21 protein-coding genes and 1 pseudogene are annotated in these 23869 nt (G+C 33.5%); 2 read left to right on the forward strand and 20 right to left on the reverse strand.

Features of this window, described 5'->3' with window-relative positions; translation table 11 throughout:
- Positions 1 to 95: 95 nt before the first annotated feature.
- The 12 genes from GJV51_00445 to nrdD all read right to left on the reverse strand — a co-directional run bounded on the left by GJV51_00445 (position 96) and on the right by nrdD (position 15886).
- Entirely contained in the window at positions 96 to 1046 is a 951-nt protein-coding gene (locus GJV51_00445) for a hypothetical protein (GenBank protein QGM24545.1), read from the reverse strand.
- A 17-nt stretch (positions 1047 to 1063) separates the two neighbouring features.
- Entirely contained in the window at positions 1064 to 1267 is a 204-nt protein-coding gene (locus GJV51_00450) for a hypothetical protein (protein QGM24546.1), read from the reverse strand.
- Positions 1260 to 2288, reverse strand: coding sequence for a hypothetical protein (locus GJV51_00455; GenBank protein ID QGM24547.1), 1029 nt, complete (start codon positions 2286 to 2288; stop codon positions 1260 to 1262). The genes GJV51_00450 and GJV51_00455 overlap by 8 nt, the downstream gene beginning before the upstream one ends.
- 32 nt (positions 2289 to 2320) lie before the next feature.
- Positions 2321 to 3661, reverse strand: a complete 1341-nt coding sequence (gene gtfB / locus GJV51_00460) for an accessory Sec system glycosylation chaperone GtfB (protein ID QGM24548.1) — start codon at positions 3659 to 3661, stop codon at positions 2321 to 2323.
- Positions 3654 to 5156 carry an accessory Sec system glycosyltransferase GtfA gene (gtfA, locus tag GJV51_00465; GenBank protein ID QGM24549.1) on the reverse strand — a complete coding sequence of 501 codons (1503 nt, stop codon included), beginning with the start codon at positions 5154 to 5156 and terminating at the stop codon, positions 3654 to 3656. The genes gtfB and gtfA overlap by 8 nt, the downstream gene beginning before the upstream one ends.
- Before the next feature lie 15 nt (positions 5157 to 5171).
- Positions 5172 to 7538, reverse strand: a complete 2367-nt coding sequence (secA2, locus tag GJV51_00470; protein ID QGM24550.1) for an accessory Sec system translocase SecA2 — start codon at positions 7536 to 7538, stop codon at positions 5172 to 5174.
- 38 nt (positions 7539 to 7576) lie between these two features.
- Positions 7577 to 8473: an accessory Sec system protein Asp3 gene (gene asp3 / locus GJV51_00475; protein QGM24551.1), complete on the reverse strand. Its 897-nt coding sequence runs from the start codon at positions 8471 to 8473 to the stop codon at positions 7577 to 7579.
- Positions 8470 to 10032: an accessory Sec system protein Asp2 gene (gene asp2 / locus GJV51_00480; protein ID QGM24552.1), complete on the reverse strand. Its 1563-nt coding sequence runs from the start codon at positions 10030 to 10032 to the stop codon at positions 8470 to 8472. Before asp2 ends, asp3 begins: the two co-directional genes overlap by 4 nt.
- Entirely contained in the window at positions 10025 to 11611 is a 1587-nt protein-coding gene (gene asp1 / locus GJV51_00485; protein QGM24553.1) for an accessory Sec system protein Asp1, read from the reverse strand. The genes asp2 and asp1 overlap by 8 nt, the downstream gene beginning before the upstream one ends.
- A 27-nt stretch (positions 11612 to 11638) precedes the next feature.
- Positions 11639 to 12862 (reverse strand): accessory Sec system protein translocase subunit SecY2, encoded by a 1224-nt coding sequence (gene secY2 / locus GJV51_00490; GenBank protein QGM24554.1) that lies wholly within the window; start codon positions 12860 to 12862, stop codon positions 11639 to 11641.
- Between the two features lie 296 nt (positions 12863 to 13158).
- On the reverse strand, positions 13159 to 13740 hold the full coding sequence (gene nrdG, locus GJV51_00495) for an anaerobic ribonucleoside-triphosphate reductase activating protein (GenBank protein QGM24555.1): 582 nt from the start codon (positions 13738 to 13740) through the stop codon (positions 13159 to 13161).
- Complete coding sequence (nrdD, locus tag GJV51_00500) at positions 13676 to 15886, reverse strand: anaerobic ribonucleoside-triphosphate reductase (GenBank protein QGM24556.1); 2211 nt, start codon at positions 15884 to 15886, stop codon at positions 13676 to 13678. Before nrdD ends, nrdG begins: the two co-directional genes overlap by 65 nt.
- Before the next feature lie 267 nt (positions 15887 to 16153).
- On the opposite strand from nrdD, the gene GJV51_00505 reads away from it, so the two are divergent.
- Both GJV51_00505 and nadE read left to right on the forward strand, forming a co-directional pair.
- On the forward strand, positions 16154 to 17596 hold the full coding sequence (locus tag GJV51_00505; GenBank protein ID QGM24557.1) for a nicotinate phosphoribosyltransferase: 1443 nt from the start codon (positions 16154 to 16156) through the stop codon (positions 17594 to 17596).
- Positions 17593 to 18414, forward strand: coding sequence for an ammonia-dependent NAD(+) synthetase (gene nadE / locus GJV51_00510; protein ID QGM24558.1), 822 nt, complete (start codon positions 17593 to 17595; stop codon positions 18412 to 18414). Before GJV51_00505 ends, nadE begins: the two co-directional genes overlap by 4 nt.
- A gap of 92 nt (positions 18415 to 18506) precedes the next feature.
- Here the strand turns inward: nadE and GJV51_00515 are convergent, their stop codons facing one another.
- The 8 genes and pseudogenes from GJV51_00515 to hisB all read right to left on the reverse strand — a co-directional run bounded on the left by GJV51_00515 (position 18507) and on the right by hisB (position 23868).
- Entirely contained in the window at positions 18507 to 19028 is a 522-nt protein-coding gene (locus GJV51_00515) for a hydrolase (protein ID QGM24559.1), read from the reverse strand.
- A 322-nt stretch (positions 19029 to 19350) separates the two neighbouring features.
- A complete protein-coding gene (hisC, locus tag GJV51_00520; protein QGM26089.1) occupies positions 19351 to 20424 on the reverse strand; it encodes a histidinol-phosphate transaminase in 1074 nt (357 codons plus the stop codon).
- A gap of 39 nt (positions 20425 to 20463) precedes the next feature.
- A pseudogene (gene hisE / locus GJV51_00525) lies at positions 20464 to 20751 on the reverse strand (phosphoribosyl-ATP diphosphatase).
- 24 nt (positions 20752 to 20775) lie between these two features.
- Positions 20776 to 21174: a phosphoribosyl-AMP cyclohydrolase gene (gene hisI / locus GJV51_00530; protein ID QGM24560.1), complete on the reverse strand. Its 399-nt coding sequence runs from the start codon at positions 21172 to 21174 to the stop codon at positions 20776 to 20778.
- Positions 21171 to 21935 carry an imidazole glycerol phosphate synthase subunit HisF gene (gene hisF, locus GJV51_00535; protein ID QGM24561.1) on the reverse strand — a complete coding sequence of 255 codons (765 nt, stop codon included), beginning with the start codon at positions 21933 to 21935 and terminating at the stop codon, positions 21171 to 21173. Before hisF ends, hisI begins: the two co-directional genes overlap by 4 nt.
- Positions 21932 to 22648 (reverse strand): 1-(5-phosphoribosyl)-5-[(5-phosphoribosylamino)methylideneamino]imidazole-4-carboxamide isomerase, encoded by a 717-nt coding sequence (hisA, locus tag GJV51_00540; protein QGM24562.1) that lies wholly within the window; start codon positions 22646 to 22648, stop codon positions 21932 to 21934. The genes hisF and hisA overlap by 4 nt, the downstream gene beginning before the upstream one ends.
- The gene (gene hisH / locus GJV51_00545; protein ID QGM24563.1) at positions 22645 to 23262 is read right to left on the reverse strand and encodes an imidazole glycerol phosphate synthase subunit HisH; all 618 of its coding nucleotides are present in this window, start codon (positions 23260 to 23262) and stop codon (positions 22645 to 22647) included. Before hisH ends, hisA begins: the two co-directional genes overlap by 4 nt.
- Positions 23263 to 23280: 18 nt before the next feature.
- On the reverse strand, positions 23281 to 23868 hold the full coding sequence (gene hisB, locus GJV51_00550) for an imidazoleglycerol-phosphate dehydratase HisB (GenBank protein ID QGM24564.1): 588 nt from the start codon (positions 23866 to 23868) through the stop codon (positions 23281 to 23283).
- Position 23869: the final 1 nt, after the last annotated feature.

Below are 23869 nucleotides of genomic sequence, written 5' to 3' on the forward strand. Positions count from 1 at the left end.
TTCAAAAAAAAAAATGTACCAATATCGGAACATCTTTTTGATAAATTACATTTCAAAGGTTTCTTTTTTACTATTTTCGTACTTAAATTGATATTTTAGGAGAGATTAGCATAACTTTTGATTAATTCAAACATTTTTTGCTCATACGTTACACTTTCAAAGCGCAGTGTCATTTCTAAAATATTATCAAGCTCATTATGCAATGGTTTTTTATCCGACCAATGACTTATTAATGTATGGCAAAGTAAACAAATATTCTTAGCCTTCCAGTCAGTTACTTGAGTGTCTAATACTGTCATTTTTTTTAATATTTTCCAAGTTAATTCACGATTTTGTAATCTTACCGCTATGCACAATATGTCATACAAGAAAAAAATTTTCTGATTTAAAGAAAATATGATTGATGGTTGACATATACTAGCATACAATTCTGGTAAGAATTTTGAAAATCTTTTAGGCGCCATATACGCCATCGTAATTAGCATAATAATATCAATAATTGTCCACTCGTCACGAATAAATATTATATCCATAACATCAGTAAACTTGTCCGAGTATAAAGAAATATCTTGGACATTAGTATATAACGCACAAAGCTCTGAAAATTTGATTAAAAGTGAATAAGGATCATTTTTCATAGTTGTATTTCTATGTTTTTGTAGAGAATCTCTTAATTCATAACACACATTTCGAGACAAATTTAACGAATAAAAAGCAAGCAACGAAGTTTTTTGAATAATTTCATCAGTTGGCTGACTAAAAAGTTTATGCATTTCCAAATCGGTTAACACTAAAATTTTCTGTATACCAATTAATAAATTGTATGGTAAATCAATCTCATTGTCTAACCATCGATAGTATCTTGAGCGACTAATACCGATTTTTTTTGTGATACTATTTACTGAAATATTACGAGAACGCCGAATTTCTTCTAATTTTTCTTTATCAAAAGCGATGCCTACTAAACTAGTACTCACTTCTTTATTAATTATCTCAATATCCGGATAAACAGAAGTAATTCCTACAAAAAAAATTTTTTCTTTCAAAATACTTCCCTCCTATATCAAGGTAATTGTGTTAATAATGAATATATGATTCCAAACAATACTACTATCCCCATAATTATTGTGAATATAACCTGTACGCTACCTATACTACTTTTTTGATCAGGTCTAATAATTTGTTTTTTTTCATAATCTACTCTCTTTTGAATATCGTTGTTTAATATGGTTATTTTTTTCTTATCAGTCATGTCATGATCATTCATAAAATAAACTCCTCTCTGGATAACCCATTGCAATTTGAAATTCTGTTTCCATAATTGCATGCTTTGTATAAAAACCAGTAGTTAATAACATCTTAAAATGATTGACTTGTATCATTATGCCCGCTAGTTGGCGTTTTGTCAGTTGATGCATTTTTTCTTCTAGTTCATCTAAAGAATCAATAATGATACCCAAATTATAGGTTTGTACAATAGCAGCAATAGCTGTCCCTCTTTTTACAATTACTGGCAAACCACTAGCGATATACAGACTCACTTTATGTGGGTTATTATATTTTGCGTATTCTTCACTATTTTCATATTGACTAGTATTCACATCCCAAACTAAACCAAAGCCGGAAGGCAATTTTTGTACAATTTGATTAGGTGATAAAACCCCTCGATAATCGACTTGGTTACTTATAGGATAGCTTGGTTGTTTACCGTAAGCTATTATTGGTATTTTATAAGACCAATTTTTTAAGTAAGCTGATTTATTTAATGAACCTGCAATAATTATTTTTTTCTCAATCTTTTTTCTATTTGGTACCTGAACATTAACACTATAATCAAATATATCTAAATTCACAGTGTTCGTTTTCAAACCATACTCTTTTAACACAGTCCCCATACGATAGTTATGTACAATAACAACATCAAAATTATTCAAATAAGTAATCTCATCAAAATAAGTAGTAGAAGGAAAACGTAAAAATTCCACATCATGTAGTACTGCAACCAAATTCACTTGACGAATATGCATATGTTGCATAAAAGTTTTTTCAAATTGAACACCGTTATATGTTGGAAATTGGTAGTAAACCGTGTCGCCTGCTTTTACCCCTGCTGTAATACCATCAATTCTGGCATGAAGCGCATCTAAACTCTCCAACGTAGCATCATATCTAAAAATTGGTAACCGCCTCAAACCTAACTGTTCAGAAAATTTTGAAATATCGTTTCTTGCTTTAAATGTAGCTCCTGAATCTGTTGCTTGAATAATATCTGTCATCCACGTAGTCATACCGCTATGTCCACCCTTCTATACCAGAATAATTAACTAAACTCCGAAAAGACTTTTTGATACAAATCGATTTGACCTTCAGGCCCAAAAATAGTCTCTTGTTTAGTCAGTTCTTCATCGAATTGAAACTTATTTTCAGATGTTGTTTGTAACTTATCTTTCAATAAGTCAAACTGATCATTAGCAAAAATGTTTTCTCTAGCAATATAGTTCTTATTATGAACAAAGTCATCCATCGATAGAATCAACTTACGAGATAAGAATGCTTTTCTAACTGTGTCTAAAACTTCCGGTCCATTGTTGATATCTAATAAATAATCTGTTTTATTGATTGCCTCTACGATATCTTCCTCCGTAGAAATTGGATAAAGTTTGACATTATCATACATATCCAATTGCAATAATCGGGCTGACATTTCAGTCCGCGCCATAATTTCAAATTTTATATGTGGCAATTGATTAACTAGCGAAGATATATTCCAAATATCATCAGAATTAGTGACAATCAATGCCGTGTTTTTAATACTTTTCTCGCTTCTTTTTAGAGCAAAATGATTTAATTTACCCAAATAAGAAACTATATTATTTCGAGGATAAGAATGATTATTGTGTACTTTTCTCATGTCTTTTTGCCGTTGAAAGAATATATGCTTCGTATTGGATTCCAAATTATTTAATATCGAAATCATATTACCAGGTATTTCTCTATCTAGTGGTTCATCCCATATTAAAATAGCTTTCGAATCTTTTCCTAATCGATTAACGATAAACAGAGGAACAGATAGTGAATTGTAAACTATTTGATTATATTCGTTTTTTTGAAAATATTGCTTGATAAAAAACAAAACAAATTCTGTTTCACTTGGGAAAAAGTGCGTCTGTTCTGGTAAATTTAATATAATTTGGTCGGTAATCAAATTATGACTAATTATTTCTTGCCCCGTAGTAGAATAATATGTTTTTTGTACTGACTTGTTTTGATGAAAAAAAGTTCTTGCGAAGATATTGCCATAACAATTATAATGATCAACAAATTGGACTTTCCCCAACTTATCACACCATTCTACTCTCTCAACCACACGATGATTATGATAAAATATTTTAGCTCGTATTGTATCATTATCATAGATTTCTGCTAGTTGATCATTACCACGAATTCCCCAAAAATTAGGGACTGGTACTTCATCAAAATATAATGGTTTTTGGTGTACATTATCGTAAGACATTGAATAAAAACTAAAAGGTGAAACCATATCCTTATCTAGCCAACCATTATCGTTTATCACAACAGTTTTAAACGCTACTTCGGCTTGCTTTAAGGACCAAATAAAATCGTCTACTCTTTGATCCGCATTTTCAAATAAATTAATCATTAGTCACCTCTTCAATTAACTTCTGCCACAAAATTTTTGTATTTTTTTCCAAAAATTGTTCTGCTTTTTGATAAGATGCTTGTTTTAAAATCTCATAATGGTTAGTACGAAGAAGTTTTTCAATGCCTACACCCAGTCTTTTAATGTTTTGATCTATATTATGGTCGTATTCTACTAAATAACCATTAACATCATTATCAATAAATTCTTGATTCCCGTATGGTACGTCGTAACCAACCATTGGCAACCCGGATCCGACTGCTTCCATAAGTGTTAACCCAAACCCTTCGCTCTGTGATGCTGTTACGTATCCAAAATACGATTTATATATTTCTGTCAAATCTTGATGCCCTTTTAAATTGATGTAACTAGCGGCATTATACTCATCAATCATTTGTTGTATTTTTTCTCTTTGATTACCCATGCCATAGATATCTAAGACAACAGAGGGAATGGATTCATGTAACCTAATAATAGCTAAGACAATCCAATCAATGTGCTTTTCAGTCGCTAAACGTGAAGCAGTTATTAAACGATTTTTATTTCGTTTATGCCTTTTTCCACGTAATTTATCTAAATTGCCTACAGGAATAGCCTCAATTTTGGGTGTAATACCCTTATATCTTTTAAATTGATTTTCAAGTTGCTCTTTCTGTCTATAAGTTGCTGTCACAAAAAAATCTATTGCATCAGCATGCATAAACTGATACTCATAAAAATTATTCCATACGATATGTTCTTCATCTGTTTGATTACTACTATAATGTTCAGCATGAATTACAACACCGACTTTTGCATTATTTTTATTTTTTAAGACTGCTGATGCAATATATTTTTCTCTATCAATAATTAAAACATCTTGATTAGTAGGATGAATTCTTTCCAGAAAATAAGATACAAATTCGTACTCTGAATATAGAATTTTTTCTCCCATGTTATAAAGTACATTTTCTTGGTCAATTAGTTGTTCATAAGCTATAGTGCCATTTTCATTATAAAAAACTCTTCTATGAACCTTCGCCCGATTATCAACTGGTGTGTAATATTCTGAAAATGTTCGTGTATAAGTAAAGTGATCTTTACGTATTAGATAACCATTGATTATATAATCTGCATAATTAACATTTTCATGTTTATCATCCAAAACTACTCTGACCGTTACACTGCTATTCTCGTAGAGAACTACTTCAGGTGTAATTCGCTTGTTAAAGTGAGCTACATTATAGGCCTTCTCAAATTTTTCTAGTGTATAACTTGATATTGAGGGTTTCAAATCTGTAAAGTAAAAATGAATCGGTAATATATTATTGACATTCATTCCGATTCGATCAGCCATATCAAATATATTGCCATTTAGAATAAGTTCAGCAAATACAAATTTTGTTTGTATTTTCAACTTTCTAAAAATACTTTCACGATATGCTTGTGCATACTCTACACCACTGCTAGCCCAACCCAATGCTAGATTAAAATTATATACTGTCACTAAATATATCCTTTCTACACTTACTTATGCGAAATCAACTTCAATACTACCGTCTCGTTGCATCGATAATTCACTTAACATAAAACCCGATACCGCTTGTTCATTAATTTTTTCAATCATTAGAGTATATGATTTTTTAGCCTCAATTTGGTATTCATAAACTGGGTTATGCTGAGCTAAATTACGATTCATAACGATAGTTTTGAGTTGTTGCAGATTATCAACTTCTTCGACCCATTGTGTATCAATAGCTTTAAGTAAAATTAAACGTTGAAAATACTTAAATTGGAACATACTACCGATTTTTTTCCTTTTATTCTCCAACACCCTTTGAAATATTTTTAGTAGAAATTGTTTAATACTACTTTTTTTATTGAAATCAATCCGTCCAAAATCCTGATTATGTTCGTTAAATTGGTAATCTAAGTTATTTAATATAAAATTTTCGAGCTCATTTTTAGACATTTCTTCTTGCGAAGAAATTTTATCAAACCAAGTATTAGCCATTGACTCTAAAATACTTTCATAGTTATCTTCTTGGCTAATTAAATAATTTCTTACTTCATAGACCTTTTCACGTTGGATGCGAGATACTTCATCAAATTCCAATGTTTGCAATCGCGCTGTTTTATTCTGACTTTCGGCACTTTTTTGCGCATTATCGATAATTTTTTTAAATTTTCTCTGTTTAAGTTGTTGTAAATGATACTTCTTATGTTTATCTACATATTTTTTTAACCAATGGGCACCGTTTTTCAGTAAAATTTCATCGTCTAAGGAAACAAAAAACTCACTACGCCCATTATTACCTTGTCGCCCTGAACGTCCTCTTAATTGATTATCAATCCTTTTACTTTCCATACGTTCAGTACCAATAACAATTAAACCACCCAATTCATTCACTTCATCGCTAATTTTTATATCAGTTCCTCGTCCAGCCATTGCGGTTGCCACAGTAACTGCGCCTTTTTGGCCTGCTTCCTTAATAATCTGTGATTCTAATGCAGCATTCCTTGCGTTTAATACATTATGAGGTATTCCCTCTCGTAACAATATTCTTGAATACAGTTCAGACATCGTAACTGAACTACTCCCCAATAAGATTGGTCTGCCTATTTTATGATATTTAATAATTTCTTTAACTGATGCTGTTAATTTACTTTCTAAATCAAAATAAATATGATCTTCTCTATCAAAACGTTTGATCGGTTTATGTGTTGGTACCATAATCACTGAAACATTGTACATGTCTCGCAATTCTTTTTCGTCTGTTTTTCCTGTTCCTGTCATACCTGATAACTTATGAAACATTCGAAATAGATTTTGATAAGTAATTGAGGCCATTGCCCTCGTCTCTAATGTTATTTCTAGATTCTCCTTAGCCTCAATAGATTGATGAATTCCTGATTGTAATTTAGTACCAAGTAATTTCCGACCATTACTAGCATCTAATAATACTATTTCACCGTTTTCGACAACATAATCACAATTTTTATAATACAAAAAATGAGCTTTTAAGGCTAACATAATATATCGGTAAGTTTCTACATTCTCTTTGGACATCATGGAATCAATACCGAAAAATTTTTCACCTTTTTTTATACCAGTTGATTTTAGCCAAACATGTTTTTGCTCTTCATCTAATTCATAATCTTCAAATGGTTCAAGCGTTTTAATAAAATAATCAGCTACTTGATAAAGATTAGATTGTACGCGAGGTGCCCCAGAAATGATGAGTGGTGTCTGTGCCATATCTAGCAATACCGAATCAATCTCATCAATTACAGCGTAATTGAACCCTCGAATATTTTTATCATTTGCATTATCTGCTAAGTTTTCAAACAAATAATCAAAACCTAAAGCCGAATTAGTTGTGTAAATAATATCTGAACTATATATTTTTTTCTTATCTAAATCATCATTTTGCTGGTTCTCCTGTGCTACTCCAATACCAACTGTTAAGCCTAGCCATTCAAACACTGGACCAATTTCTTTTGCATCTCTGGCTGCTAAGTAGTCATTAACCGTAATTAACATGACACCATATCCCATTAAAGCATTCAAGTACAGTGGCATCGTAGCCGTCAACGTTTTCCCTTCCCCCGTTTTCATTTCAGCTACATTACCGCCATGTAGTATGATTCCTCCAATAACCTGTTCACGAAAAGGATATAATCCAAGAACACGTTTATCAGCTTCACGAATTGTAGCGAATGCATCTGGTAGAATATCATCTAGTGTTTCTCCCTTTACTAGACGTTTTTTGAGTTTAAATGTTTGATCTTGCAGTTGATTATCACTCATATTGGCATATTGAACAGACTTAGATTCTACTATTTCATATATTTTGTAATAATTTTTCAATGCTAACTTCTTTAATAAACTATTCAATGTGTCATCTCCAATTTTTAAAAATATTAATTATTAAATTACTGAGAATTTTTTTGGACTAACATATCTAATATTTTTTTTTCAGATTTAACACTTAATAGTTTTGATTTTTTTAATGCTGTCTCAAATGTATGCTTTATTTCAATTTTAGAACTAGTCATTTGACTACTAATTAATATGGCTAAAACACTATCAAATATATGTTGCCCGACAAATATAATATTTGTATCTAGTGAATAAATAAATTGTTTAATATTTGCCAATGATTGATAATCGTTATTTTCTAACATATTTTCAATTTGGTAAAAATTTAAAAAAGGATCGCCAATTGCTATTATATGTTGAGATGCTATATTCACTGGCATAGTAACTAATTGATTTCTATACTCATTAAAAGTAACTTTTTGATGTTCATGATTTGCTCTATATGCAGTAGGTAGAACAAGATTTTTATTTGTATCAAAATAATAAGTTGTATTTTCTGTACCTGATTCAAATATTAATAATTGTTCAAAAAATATTTTTTCATTAGATGAATTAACTAAACTGATTTGATAATTAGTTGCCTCTTCAGGAAAGTTAAAGAACATTGTACGATTTTGATTAATAATGGTGTCTATTTTTACACCATAAATATCATAAAAATCAACCTGAATAAATATAGAATTTTCAGGATATGCTTGGTACATCGAATATAAAGCATAACGATGTCCGCCTTTTAAAAGCGGCAAAGTAGGTGAAAAACGAAATTCAGAAAAACTAGTTTCCGAGTACCACGTATGAATTTTCACAGCCTGTGCCATCATAGGATTGCGATAATGTATTAAATTCTCGATAATATCTATTGTGGCGCCGTAAGTATATGTTTTGCTGTTATTAGAATCCCATAGAACCTGAAATATAAAGTTATTTTCGAGAGATATTTCTGAATTCATTCCGCAGTACCAACCCTTCCAAAATCATATTGAAGAATATTTTTATACTGTTTAATAAACCAATTATTGATGGCATAGCTATTGTCATTATGACGGCCAACAAATCCCCTTGATAATAAAGAAATTCCTTTTTGATCACAAAATCTTTGTATATTCTTAAAGGCCATAGGATCATAGTCATCATTGCGCATAAAGGCTATGCAAAACTTAGTATGCTGATAATTTCCTTTTGTAAATTTATCCCAAAATCGATTATTTACATTTTCTTTTTCAATTACGTTTGATTCACCCGCAACATTAAGAAGTATGTCAAGCGCTGTCGGAAAAATGTTGGGTCGAATAGTATGTTCGTGATAAGCTACATCGCCTATATTAACAAGTGGTTTTCCAATAATCACTGCATGTGGTTGTAAATCGGCTGCATAATATAGTGCGCCAAATGTTCCCATAGATAAACCTGATAAAACTAATTGACTTTCTGTAAAATCTAACTCCTTTAACGTCGACCTAATGGTTTGAATAAGATTATTTTCAATATCGCGTTTTCCCATGTAAAAGCTTCCTCCTTCAAGACGAGGATCTGTAACTAACAAATAAGGAGCAGATAAATCTCTCATCATAAAATTCCCCTCGAATCCCTCAGCAGATCTATATCCTGAAAAATAAACATTTAATGGTGGTTTTCTATCACCAGGATGAAAATAAGTCATTAATTCTTGACGATTTTCACTCACAATTCGTTTTCCACCAACAAAAAAAGTGCCTAACGCTTGCCTAGATCGTCTAATATGAAGCTGGCCAAGTTTAACTTTCCCTTTCCCCCTGGCTGAAACTGAAGTCGATAAATATTCTCCTGGATTAAAACTGGTAATCACATATGGTCTTTGTAAATCTTTTTCACTTAGAGAAGTTGTTTGGATAATATTTTGGCCATCACTGCTAATACGCGTAATATCCAAAATGATTTCAACCGCCTGTTCACACTCATACTCTAACCATAATTCAATGACTTTATTTTCTTGAAAAATATAATTATACCGCCACGTATATATTTGTTTGAACTCCTTACCCCAACTTCCTTCAAAAACTGTATTGACATGTCCCAATATACTTAATTGGTTTTCCTGGTGTCGCCTTAATAGCGTATTACCAATCGAAAGTTTCGATCCCTCTTGACCATTGAATAAATATTTTTGAGCTTCTTCTAGGAAATAATTAATGTTACTCAAGTCAACTTTGATGGCCCTGTTCTCATTCAATATACTAAGCAATTCTTGATTTCTAGTAACAGAAATATCGTATAATATTTGAATTGGCCAATGCTTCTCTAATAATTTATTGACACTATTTTCAGTTAGAACATCATTTTTATTTACTTGGCTAAGTAAAATATAATCAGGAAGCGTGGCTTCACTTTCTTCTTCGCCCAGAAATGGTAAATTCTTATTATTATTTAACGCTGTGTCCAACTGTTCCCAAGACATAAACTGAAATGAGATATGATTATTAGAGATATTTTCAAATATATTTATCTCACCTACGTTTATTATTTTAATCATGTTCGTTACTACTCCTCACAAGATCAATCCAACGTTGAACATTGTTTTTATTTGAATACTTTTCTATTTGACCAATGTTATAAACTAACGATTCATTCCAATAATTTAGTGTATCCAAATAGTATTCAATTGCTTCATCTAGTTCGTTAATCGTTTTTAAAATTAACCCATTTTTTCTATCCACAATATACGAAGATTCTTTCATATTTATTTGCGGTAGACCTGCACTTATACCACTAATCTGTAAAAAAGTATCAGGTTTATTACTCAAATCTAAAATCATTCTGGCACTATTAAGCCCAATATTAATATCTTTTTCAAAAGTAATCACTTGTTTTTCTACATGTTGCATTACTTCAATTGCCTTAGTGGCATTTTGATATTCTTTGATTTCTGAAAATCGTTTTAATTCATTGTCATGTATTTTATTTTCACTATCATCGTTAAATGCTTGCCAAGCCATTTGATAAACAGCAGATTCTTCATGAACTTGATAAAATGCCTTAACATAATCAAATATTTTATTACTAATGGTTCTGATTTGAAGACTACTTTTCGAAGCGATTACAATTGAATTTTCTTTGTGTGTAATTAATCTGTGAGCAAGTTTCTGAATAGCTGTTGGCAAAATACCTGCCAAACTGTTATCTACATACCAATAGATAACTTGTTGCCTCATCGATTGGCTTTCTCCTAGTTTTAAATCAGCATCAAACGGTGCTAATTCATGAACCGTAAGATTTCTATGTTCAGATTGACATTCTTTTTCTAATTCACGTTGAGAAAATTTTGTATCAGCAATTAAAATGTCCGCCATACTCAAAAACTGATTGAGGAGTTCTTTGTCTTCAAATTTAAATCGTTGATTTGAAAAAGAGACAATCATACGACTATTCAAGTGACTAAGCTTCGTTAGATAATTATTTTCTAAACAAGCAGACAAAATAATTGTATGGCTTCCTTTTATGTCCATTAGATGTTCTTCGATGTAAGATATGATTAGTTCTTCAAGACTGCCATAAATATAATTCTTTCCTCCAAATGCTAATTTAACTTGATGGGTTAATAAATTATGATGTATTTTTATATTTTGATAGTCATCAAAATAATTCATATAAATTTGTTTTCCGGTAGAATCATAAGCTATTACACTTGATAATATGCCTCTATCATCATAAAAATTTTGCTTGGTAATTATATCATTAACAAAATAATCAACATGATTTACACCACCAAATTTAGAATAATAGACCTTTGCAAACACACTTTTTTGATACAAAACAATTAAACAAATTGGAGTATAAATAAACTGAGCTTGGTCAGGAAATTTAAGGCTATCTACTTTTAAAGGTAGTCCAATATTACTTTGTATATTTTGTAAATATTCGAATACTGACCAATATTTGACATCAGTCAATCCTTGTCTATTTAGTTGATAGCGAATACTTGGCAAATAAGTCGGTAAAATGATTTCTACTTCAATATTATTTTTTTGAAACATTTTAAGTTGATGCACAATATCGTCAAAATCTGTTGGCCCATCAGATAACGACTGCCAACTTGGTATAATATAAATCAATTTGCTTTCTCCCTATCAATTAAAATACTAAAATTTGTTAGTTAGTATACTTGGATAATGATTCTTTTCAATTAAAGCTCGACATTGATCAGTAATTGACACGATAGTTGTGTTCAAAATTAATAAACTTCCAAAAAGATATGAAAACGAACTAAGTTCTTCCCACCTGAGGCTCATAAATAAAGGAATTCCTAATAGCAACATTGTCACCACATTACCAATTGTCGCCATATCCATTAATTTGTGAGTTATATATTCACGCGTATCATTGCCCGGTAGTACATCAACAATATAATCACCGTTTTTCAGTAAGTCTTCACTAATCTCACTTGGGTTTACATTGACAAAAGCAAAGCCATAACCCAAAATAATTAAAATAATGAGATAAAGACAAATACTACTTGCTGTCTTTAGTGACGTTAAATTACTGACATTTCCTTCTTGTAAAAAAGGTACCCAATTTTTTAATAAAGGAAGGACAAGTTGAGGCAAAGCCATAAATGTTAAGCCAAACATGTATGGCATCGCATTAGCCGGTAACAACTTAATTGGAATATAGGTAGGTACTGCTAGTTCATTACGAATCATAATACGAGTAACTGGAATCCGAAATTCAGATCCTAATACAAATGAAATAACACTAATAATCAAAACAATTCCTATACTGACAACTACAAAACTAATGACCGAATTCATTGTCGGATTATTTATCAAAGTTTCTTGGATAAATGACCATGTAATCTTCGGTAGTCTGCTCAATATACCAATTAAAATCAATAAACTCGGCCCACCTATTCCCGTCTCCATATTCAAATCAACTAACCACATTGTAAACATAGCACCAGTCGTAAAAACAAATGTAGCTAAAATTATATTTAGTTCGGTATTGGGAAAAAAAGTAATATTATTTTTCATACTAACCGATAATCCCAATGATTGAATCATAGCAATCAACAAAATCAAAGTAGCTTTCATATAATAAATAGTGTCATCATTAATTTTACTGAACCTATCTTTATTTAATGATTGGATTACCCGCCAAAAAATCATACCTGACATATAGGGCCCTAATCCTAGTGCAAAAAAAGATAATCTCGATAGATTTCCGCCTGTAACTAAACTAATTGATTCCATAAAATCAGGCGATTCATATGCCTGAACGAGATAACCTGGAAGAATAATATGTGTACCAATTTCATATATAAAAATAATTATTATAGAATAAAAACTTCTCTTGATTAGTTCTCTCATTTACTTCCCCAAATTCCTGTACAAAACCTTGACATAGCATATCTAATGAATTATAATGGTAGAATTATGTTGTGTTAAAACAGAATTAACTATCGTTTAACAAATATCATTTATCTTTATATAATTGTATTTTGCGATACATTTCTTTTAATGTCATGCTACATTAAGGTATAAAATGCTATAAAAAGGTAGTTAACTGATTAAGCTACATTTATATCTCCTGTTTTATAAAATTTATGTCGATACAAAAAGACCTATTACTCATTTCATGAATAATAGGTCTTTTTGTATATCAATTACTTAACTAATTTATCCCAAATCACAACTTCATCAGCTGCTAATGACTTAGGTACATCAATAATTCTTTGATTGCTGCTGCCTCTAAACTGTAATGTCAAATCTTTTTCTTCTTCCAAAAAGCGTCCATCCACCAGAATATCTATTAAGGATAATAGCCGCATCTTATCATAAGTCTCTTGCTGCAATTCATCCCATGTATATCCAGTCCAGGACCATATATCTTTTGAATGACCAAATTCTTTACGAATTCGACGACACAACTTCAAACAGACATCAGTATTTAAGAAAGGTTCTCCCCCTAATAAAGTTAATCCTTGCACATAGTCCTGGCTTAAATCCTCAATAATTTGGTCCTCTAGTTCTTGCGTATAAGGTTGTCCAAAATGAAAATTTTGAGCTGCAACATTATAACAACCAGGGCAAATAAACATACAACCACTTACATACAAACTACAGCGTATCCCCTCACCATCAACAAAGTTAAAAGCCTTATAATCAGCAATATAATTTTGACTATACTTCTGCGCGGTCCATTCTTTGGGCATCGGATTGTTTGGTTTTCGCAAAGGTCGCGACATTGTCAATCATCTCCTTAGTTAAATTCTTCTGACGTGAAATTATTTCAACATGTCGACCATGAACCATTGGTCGTTGTTGAGGATTTCCTAGATAACCGCATGTTCTCTTAACAACATCACACAATTCAGGATCATGATTACCACATTCAGGGCACGTGAATCCCCTTGCTGTTGCTTCAAATTCCCCAGCAAAGCCACACTTGAAGCACTTGTCGATGCATGTGTTGGTTCCTAAATAACCGACATGATCATAGGCCCAATTCCAGACAGCTTCTAATGCTTGTGGGTTTTGTTTTAAGTTAGGATATTCACAATAGTGAATGAAGCCACCCGACGCATATTTAGGAAACGTCTCTTCAAATGCTATTTTTTCAAATGGTGTTGGATGTTTTCTAACATCATAATGAAAGCTATTAGTATAGTACTGCTTGTCAGTAACATCGGGCACATCCCCAAATTTCTCTTGGTCAAGATGACAAAATGTATCTGTCAAGGATTCAGCAGGTGTTGAATACAAACTATAGTGATAACCACTCTCTGCTTTCCATTCTTGACAATACTCCTGCATTCTTTTAACAACTGCTTCAGCAAATTGATGTGCTTCAGGATTCTTTTCCCAGTTTGGCCCAAAGAATGCAACGCATGTTTCATAAACGCCCACATATCCTAATGAAATCGTAGCACGACCGTTCTTAAAAACTTCATCAACACTATCAGTGGCCTTCAATCTTTTACCAAAAGCACCGTACATATAAAGTAATGGTGCATTTTCTGGCACAGCTTCTTTGGTACGTTCAATCCGATAAGCTAGCGCATCATGACATAACGCCATTTTTTCATCAAAAATCTGCCAGAATAAGTTCATATCTCCCTGAGCAAGCAGAGAAATACGTGGCAAGTTAACCGAAACAACGCCCAAATTCATACGTCCGGAATTAATTTCAACACCGGTTTCATCTTCCCAACCTTGTAAGAACGAACGACAACCCATCGGTGTTTTGAAACTACCTGTCAATTCAATAATTTTATCGTACATTAATAAATCAGGGTACATACGTTTGGTTGAACATTCCAAAGCTAATTGCTTAATATCATAGTTTGGATCTTCTGAACTAAAATTCAATCCTTTTTTCAAAGTAAAGATTAATTTTGGAAAAATAGCCGTGCGCCGTTCTTTTCCTATTCCCTTAATACGAATCTGTAGAATAGCTTTCTGAATTTCTCGCTCTAACCAGCTTGTTCCTAATCCAAAATTAACAGTTGTAAATGGCGTTTGGCCTTGCGAAGAGTACAATGTGTTTATTTCATATTCTAATCCCTGCATCGCATCGTAAATATCTTTGCAAGTTTTTTCTTTGGCATACTCTTCTTGTCGATCAGCATCAATCCATTTTTTGGCATCAACGAGATGCTTGTCATAATTCATTTGTGCGTAAGGCGCAAGTAACTGATCAATTCGATTAGCTGAACAACCACCATACTGTGAAGAGGCAACATTAGCGATGATTTGAGCCATCTGTGCAGTGGCCGTTTGAATAGAATGCGGTGAATCTACCCATGCATTCCCAATTTTATAACCGTTGGTTAGCAAGTTTTCAAAATCAATCAAACAGCAATTGGTAGCTGGTGTAACTGGTGAATAATCTAAATCATGCCAATGGATATCCCCTCGTAAATGTGCTTTGGCTACTAAAGGTGGCAACATTTGCAATCCTAACGCACGACTTGCCGCTCCTGCCTCCAAGTCCCGTTGTGTATTGAATACACGACTATCCTTATTGGCATTTTCATGAACAACACTCTCATCTTGTGCAAAAAGTTTCTCTATACGTTTTTGAACATTTGAAGCATCAGAAAACTTTTGTTGGTCTGCTACATAGTACGAGTTGTAAGCTTCTACAGCATCCAATTGTTCATATTTTTTAAGTAAAGAAACTAATAAGTTACGAATTTCTATTGTAGTAATACTCGCTTGTTTAGCTAATATTTGATATAACTCGTGGTTGATATCATTGATAGTATTTTCTGATAAATTGAGTTTTTCAAAAATAAAGTTAATTTTATAAGCATAGAATGGTGTCCCCTCGCCACTATGCTTGATTACTTTTAAATCAGGTAAACTAATTAGTTTAATCGTATTGTTCATTATTAAACTATTTCCTCCAGTACTATTTTTTAAATTGCTATAACTTAAATACTACAACTATTTTTTCAATCCGAATAGGACAAAGGATGTCCCGTCTTTTTGAATTTACTTCGACAATACACTGTTTAATAGCCCTAGAAGAATTAAACCATTACAAAAATTAAATAATTAAGTATTTCACTATAAGCAAATTGACGTATAATTAATACTTATTAATTTAAGTAACAACTAAAAAATATTGTTATAATGGGAGAAAAGGAATTAAATATGTATTCTGATGACTCACTGGTGCTCCACACGGATGCGTACCAAATTAATATGATTTATACTTATTGGAAACAAGGTATTGATCAAAAACCTGTTGTTTTTGAGGCTTATTTCCGTAAAATGCCTTTCAATAATGGCTATGTTATTTTTAGTGGCTTAGAGCGCATTGTCAAAGTATTAAATCAACTGAAATTTACTGATGATGACATTGATTATTTACAATCATTAGACCTATACGACCCCGAATTTTTAACATATCTCAAAAATTGGCATTTAACTGCAACAATACGTTCAGCTTATGAAGGTGAAGTGATGTTCAATAATGAACCACTTTTGCAGGTCGAAGGGCCGCTGGTTGACGCTCAATTATTGGAAACCTTGCTGCTTAATATTATTAACTTTCAGACATTGATTGCTACTAAAGCAGCTCGCATCGCTAGTGTAACAAATGGTGACCCCCTATTAGAATTCGGTACACGTCGTGCTCAGGAATTAGATGCAGCACTTTGGGGTACCCGTGCTGCTTTTATTGGTGGCTTTGACGCTACATCTAATGTTCGAGCAGGAAAACTATTCAATATTCCGATTTCTGGTACGCATGCGCACGCACTTGTTCAAGCTTACCACAACGATTACGATGCCTTTCATGCTTACGCATCAACACATAAAAATGTTGTTTTTCTAGTGGATACATTTGATACATTAAAATCTGGTGTTCCAAATGCTATCAAAGTAGCTCGAGAATTTGGAGACAAGATTAATTTTCAAGGCGTTCGAATTGATTCAGGCGATATGGCGTACTTATCCAAAAAAGTTCGTATCATGTTAGATGAAGCAGGATTCACTGATGCAAAAATTTATGCATCAAATGATTTAGACGAAAATACCATTTTAAATCTTAAAATTCAAGGTGCAAAAATTGATGTCTGGGGAATTGGTACAAAATTAATCACAGCTTATGATCAGCCTGCCTTAGGTGCTGTATATAAGATGGTTAGTATCGACGGCGATGATACGATTAAATTGTCAAACAATATTGAAAAAATTTCGACCCCAGGAAAAAAGCAAGTTTGGCGCATAACAGATAGTAAAGATGGTAAATCTGAAGGTGATTATTTGACTTTCAACGATGAAAATCCTAGTCAATTGGAAACTTTGCACATGTTTGATCCCAATCATCCTGTCATTTCTAAGAACATTAAAAATTTTGATGCACAACCGATGCTACATGATATTTTCGTTAAGGGCGATCTCGTTTATGATTTGCCTGATATTAATGCAATTAAAAATTATGCCAAGCATTCGTTGAATGATTTATGGGATGAGTATAAACGTATATTAAATCCTGAAACCTATCCTGTCGATTTATCTCAAAAACTTTATGATGCCAAAATGAATTTAATTCATGATATCCGAAATAATATACAGGAGATGACCAAATGAGACCCCTACAGTCTAAAATAATTGCTGAACTGCACGTTCAGCCAATTATTGACCCCAACATAGAAATTAAGCGCTCCGTAAATTTTTTGAAACAATACCTCACGCACAGTGCTTACACCGGTTTGGCTATTGCTGTGAGTGGCGGTCAAGACTCCACACTTGCTGGTAAAATTGGCCAACTTGCTATTGCTGAACTACGAGCAGAAACGAATCAAAAGTTCGAATTTGTTGCTATTAGACAGCCATACGGTGAACAACAAGATGAAAAGGATGCCCAAGATGCACTCAACTTCATCCAACCTGATTTAACAATCACAACAAATATCAAAGAGGCAACCGATGCTCTAGTGGGTTCACTGCGCCTTGGTGGATTAGTCGTCGATGACATGAGTCGCGGATCAATTAAACCAAAAGTACGTATGATTGCCCAGTATGCTGTTGCTCGCGAGCACAATAGTGCTGTTATCGGAACTGATCATGCAGCTGAAGCCGTAGCTGGTTTCTTCACCAAGTATGGTGACGGTGGAACAGATATCAACCCTTTGTGGCGTCTAAATAAACGACAAGGGAGGGAACTTCTAGCGGCGTTACATGCCCCAAAGCATCTGTATGACAAAGTACCCACTGCAGATCTTGAGGATGAACGCCCACAATTGCCTGATGAAGTTGCGCTAGGTGTGAGATACGATGTCATTGACGATTATTTGGAAGGAAAAGATATTGCAAGTACTGATGCCGAACGGATTGAAGAGATGTATCTAACAACACAACAAAAGCGTCACGAACCAATCACTATTTATGACACTTGGTTCTATTAACTTTAAAATTTGATTATTATGTTCTATAAATATTAAAAAATCCACAATATCATGACATATTGTGGATTTTTAATATTTACTAATTTAAACTATCAATCAATTTTACCGATATAATGTAACTGCGGATCGTGCGACATGTCATTGGGATTTGTTCCCGGAACATTGACTGGCACAGACTCATTTAATTTCTTATAGTAAGCCGCCCAAAAGTCAGAAATTTGCTGTCGCTTATTTCCAAAAAACATTGGTTGTTCACTAAATTTAACAAAACCTTCAAAGGCTGTCACGACCAATTGCGAACAATAAAAGCTATCCATACCTGGACGAAAAGAAAAATTATAGGGTTTACCCAAATGTTTTTTAGCATTAATAATAATTTGCTTTGTATTGATAACATTTGTGCGATAAACATCCGCACTTTTATTTTTCTCTAAAAAATACTGAAGTGATTGTAAACAAACGCCTCCATCAGCTGTTGCATGAATGATATTTTCTTCGTTGACTAGTATCGCAACATGAACAAAGTTTCCCGTTGACTCTACAATACCTTTATCCATCTCGCTATTTCTATTTTTTACAAAAAGTAAATCTGCTTGTTTTAGTTTCATAATCATAGTCTAACATATTTATTTACCAAAATTTCATAGCGAATGAGTAATATAGTAACACCAATTATCATGCCATTCATACTCACAAATCGATTCATGATATTGCGGACGGTTATATCCCCGAGATGCCTTGATTTTTATGCTAATACCGAGGCTGGTTCGAAAATATCACTATCCACCAAAACATTTGAATGAACAGATGATTTGGCAGAAGGTACAACAGCTCAACAACGTCGATAAGTGACACATTTTTTATTAAAAGTTGCGAATTAGATTAGCGCTTCAAAAACGTATTAAATCAGAAAAATATTTTTGTGTTCCTATTAATTTACTGCTTCGTAGCTTTCAAAAAAGCTACTTTTAATTCAGCATTGTCTTCTGGTGTACCCAACGCAATACGAATCCACTCAGGATTAAGTCGATCGTTGACTTGGAAACCTTGTTCTAATAATTTTTGACCAACCTTTTTCGTTTCGCCAACCTTTATCCAAATAAAATTAGCCTGCGATTCGTAAAACTTAAACTTGTTTTGAGTCAAGAATTCTTGAAACGTTTGGCGCTCTACTTGAAAACGTTGGACATTTTTTTGTAAATATTCTTGATCTAATACAGCAGCTGTACCACCAGCAATTTGATAGGTTGATAGATTATACGGTAAACGAACCGCTTGCATCGCAGTATACAGAGGATTTTGCATAATGCCATATCCAACACGTAAATTAGCTAAACCGTATGCTTTTGATAAGGTGCGTAGGACAACTAAGTTTGTGTACTCAGTTACCAAAGGTGCCACGGTAGCATCAGGTTCATCTACAAAATCATAGTAGGCTTCGTCCACTACTAACGTAATACTTGCTGGTAATTTGTCCAAAAAACGCTTAATAGCGCTAACTTTTTCGAATACCCCTGTTGGATTGTTAGGGTTAGCTATCCACACCATAGCAGTTTTATCATCAATCGCATCTAAAATCGCATCGAAATCAACATGCCCATCAGCAGTATTAACGGGTATTTTTTTTGTTGTAGACTGTTCAATTTGTGCATGCATCGCGTATTCGCCAAATGTCGGATCGGGAATAATAATATTTGATCCTGGCTCCAAGACAACACGAGTCAACAGCTCTATCAATTCATCTGCACCAGCACCAAATACCAAATGTTGTGGATCAACGTGATTTAACTTAGCAACCGCGTCACGTAGTTCTGTCGCTTGTCCATCTGGATAATAACCTAAAATATTATCGGAAACAGCACGTACAGCTTGAGCTACTTTTGGTGATGGGCCATACACAGATTCATTAGCTGATAAACGAGCTAAATGCTGCAAACCATATTTTTCTTTTACGGTTTCTACTGGTAATTCTGCTTGATAAGCAGCTAGAGCTTGAACTGTTTTTTTCATTTTCTTTTCTCCTCGCCAATTAGCGCGTTCGTGTAATATTGATTTTTTTCCTAAACGTGACCCTAATTCATCTTTAATATCATCTAAACTGATACCTTTTTCAACTAATAAGACCATTAAATGAAACAATAAATCTGAAGTTTCATAAATAAGCTCTTCATTATTATTTTTAGCACCAAGAATTACTTCAGTACTTTCTTCTCCTACTTTTTTAAGAATTTTATCTAATCCTTTTTGATATAGATAATCAGTATAAGATCCTATTTGTGGATTTTGTTTGCGAACAAGTGCTTGTTCATAAAGTTCTTCAATTGTTTGTTGTGGCATCATTTCTCCTTTTGGGTATGGCATTTACTTTTGCGGAAAATAACCATCAGTCCATTTATTTGCAATTGTTGCTTGATTAGCATCAGCCAACGCTTCACCCTTTATTGTGTTAAAGAAACATGAGTAAGCATTGGTATGACACGCTGGCCCTGCAGGACTCACATGAATTAATATGGTATCTAAATCACAATCTAATGTCATACTAACGACCTGTTGTATGTTAGCCGAAATCTCTCCTTTATGCCACAATTCTTGTCGTTCACGAGACCAAAACCAAGTTTGTCCAGTACTTTTGGTTAATGAATAACTTTCTTTGTTCATATAGCCTAACATCAAAAATGCTTTCGTTTCCGCGTCTACAATGACAGCAGGGATCAAACCATTTTGACTTGGCTTGTTAAAATCCGGTTCAATTCCGATCATATACGTATCTCCACACCATTATCTTTCAATGTTCGTTTCAAATTTGGTATTTTAATTTCACCGAAATGAAATACTGAGGCAGCTAGTGCTGCGTCAATTTTAGTTTTCTCAAATAAATCGACGAAATCTTGTGTTGAACCAGCCCCTCCCGAGGCTACTACTGGTACGTTCACAGTATCTGCTATTTGATTATAAAACTGAATATCGTACCCATTTTTTGTTCCATCGGCATCCATGCTTGTGATTAGTAATTCACCAGCACCCCGCGCAACTAATTCAGAAGCCCATTCAATAGCATCAAGACTTGTAGGTTTAGAGCCCCCGGAAATATAGACTCGATAAATACCAGCCGACTCATCCCATTTCGCATCAATAGCACCGACAATAGCTTGCGTACCAAATATTTTAGCTCCTTCAGTAATTAGCGCTGGCCTTTTTACTGCTTCAGAATTAACAAATATTTTATCAGCGCCCGCTTTAATTAAACGGTCCATGTCTGCTGTCGTTCGAATACCACCACCAACGGTCAAAGGAATGAATACTTCTCTAGAAACGGCATCAACGACTGACATAATAGGATATCGAGCTTCCAAAGTTGCTGTAATATCTAAAAAAACTAGCTCATCAGCGCCAGCAGCTTGATATGCTTTCGCTGATTCAACAGGATCACCTACTTCACGTAAATTAACAAAATTAACCCCTTTGACTACTCTACCATTCTTAATGTCTAATGCTGGAACAATTCGTTTGGTTAAAGTCATCCATCCACCTCCCTTAATTGAGCTAGTGTCACATCGCCATCATAAAGTGCGCGGCCGATAATAACATCGTGAATACCGCTTGTTTTTAAATCTGTAACGTTTTTTAGATTAGCAATGCCTCCGCTAGCTATAATATTACTTTTAGGAAATTTATTTTGTAAACGTGATAATAGTTGAATATTAGGACCTATAAGAGTTCCATCTCTGGCGATATCAGTGACAACAAAATTCGAAACACCTACTGATAGCATAGCTTCAATAATATCATCAAAACTCGTATTAGAATTTGCAAGCCAACCTTGTGTGGCAACTTTTTCATCACGACCGTCAACACCGATGACAATTTTGTCAGTGCCATACTTTACAACTGCTGTTCGCACAAGTTCCGGATGAGTCAACGCTGCTGATCCAATAATCACACGATTAATACCTATATTTAAGTATTGGCTAATTTGTTCAAGCGTTCGAATACCACCGCCAAGTTCAATAAACAAGTTTGTTTGTTCTCGCAAAGATTGAATGACATTTAAATTAACTGGTTTTCCTTCCTTTGCACCATCTAAATCAACCAAGTGTAAATGTTTTAAACCAGCATTTTCAATTTGTTTTGCCTGTTTCAATGGGTCTGGGTTAATTGTGGTTCCTTTTTCATAATCACCTTGATAAAGGCGCACTGATTGACCATTTAATAAATCAATTGCTGGAAAAATCATACGTTTTCTACCATTTTCTTAAAATTTTGCCAAATCTCTAAACCATCCTGTCCAGATTTTTCTGGATGGAATTGGGCACCAATCACATTTTTGTTAACCACAACACTTGGTATATCAACTTGTCCATAATTAACAGTTGCCGCAATATATTTTGAGTCTGTTACTGCATAGTAACTATGTACAAAGTAAGTATATTTATCATTTATTGTTCTAGTGATTTGATTAATTTGACTCACCTTATTCTGATTCCATCCCATTTGCGGTACTTTGTAATGTTCTTGTTTAGGTAATTCAACTATTTGCCCAGGAATTAACCCAAGACCTGTCGTTTTACCAAATTCAGTTGATGAGTCAAAAAGTAACTGCATCCCTAAGCAAATACCCAACAGTGGCTTACCACTATTTGAAAAATGTTTTATTGGCTCAACCAAATGACGTTCTCGAAGTTTATCCATTGCTGAAGAAAAAGCACCAACTCCTGGCACTACCAGACCGTCAGCAGTAGCAATATCGGCAGGATCTTGAGAGACTTTAGCTTTTAATCCTGTATATTCAATTGCTTTCATAACATTTCTAATATTACCTGCGCCGTAGTCTACGATAATAATTGACATGTATTTCTCCTTATTTTTTTAAATTCGTCCCTTGGTCGAATTAACCCCTTTAATTTCTGGATTGATAGTAACTGCTTGGCGCATTGCACGACCAACAGCTTTGAACATACTTTCAATTTTATGATGTGTATTTCGACCATATAAGACTTCAATATGAATATTGGCTCTTGCCTGATCAGCAAAGCCTTGCCAAAAATCTTCGACAACCTCTGTCTCAAAAGTACCCAATGTTGGTGTATTAAGTTCAGCATGCAAAACTAGGTAGGCACGCCCCGATAAATCAATTACTGCGCGTGTTAATGTTTCGTCCATAGGGACAAATTGGGCTCCATAACGCTCGATACCAACTTTATCACCCAAAGCTTGGTTAAATGCTTCTCCTAGCACAATACCAATATCTTCAGTCGTATGATGACTATCAACTTGTAAGTCACCCTTGACATCAACTTGTAAACCAAAGCGGCCATGTTTAGCAAACAAAGTCAACATATGATCGATATAACCAATGCCAGTATCAACTTTAATCGGAGTCTGTTCATCAATATCTAAGGTTATTTCAATTTGTGTTTCAAAAGTATTTCTCTTTATTGTTGCAGTTCTGGACATG

Source organism: Leuconostoc mesenteroides subsp. mesenteroides, assembly GCA_009676745.1.
GTDB classification, from domain to species: domain Bacteria; phylum Bacillota; class Bacilli; order Lactobacillales; family Lactobacillaceae; genus Leuconostoc; species Leuconostoc koreense.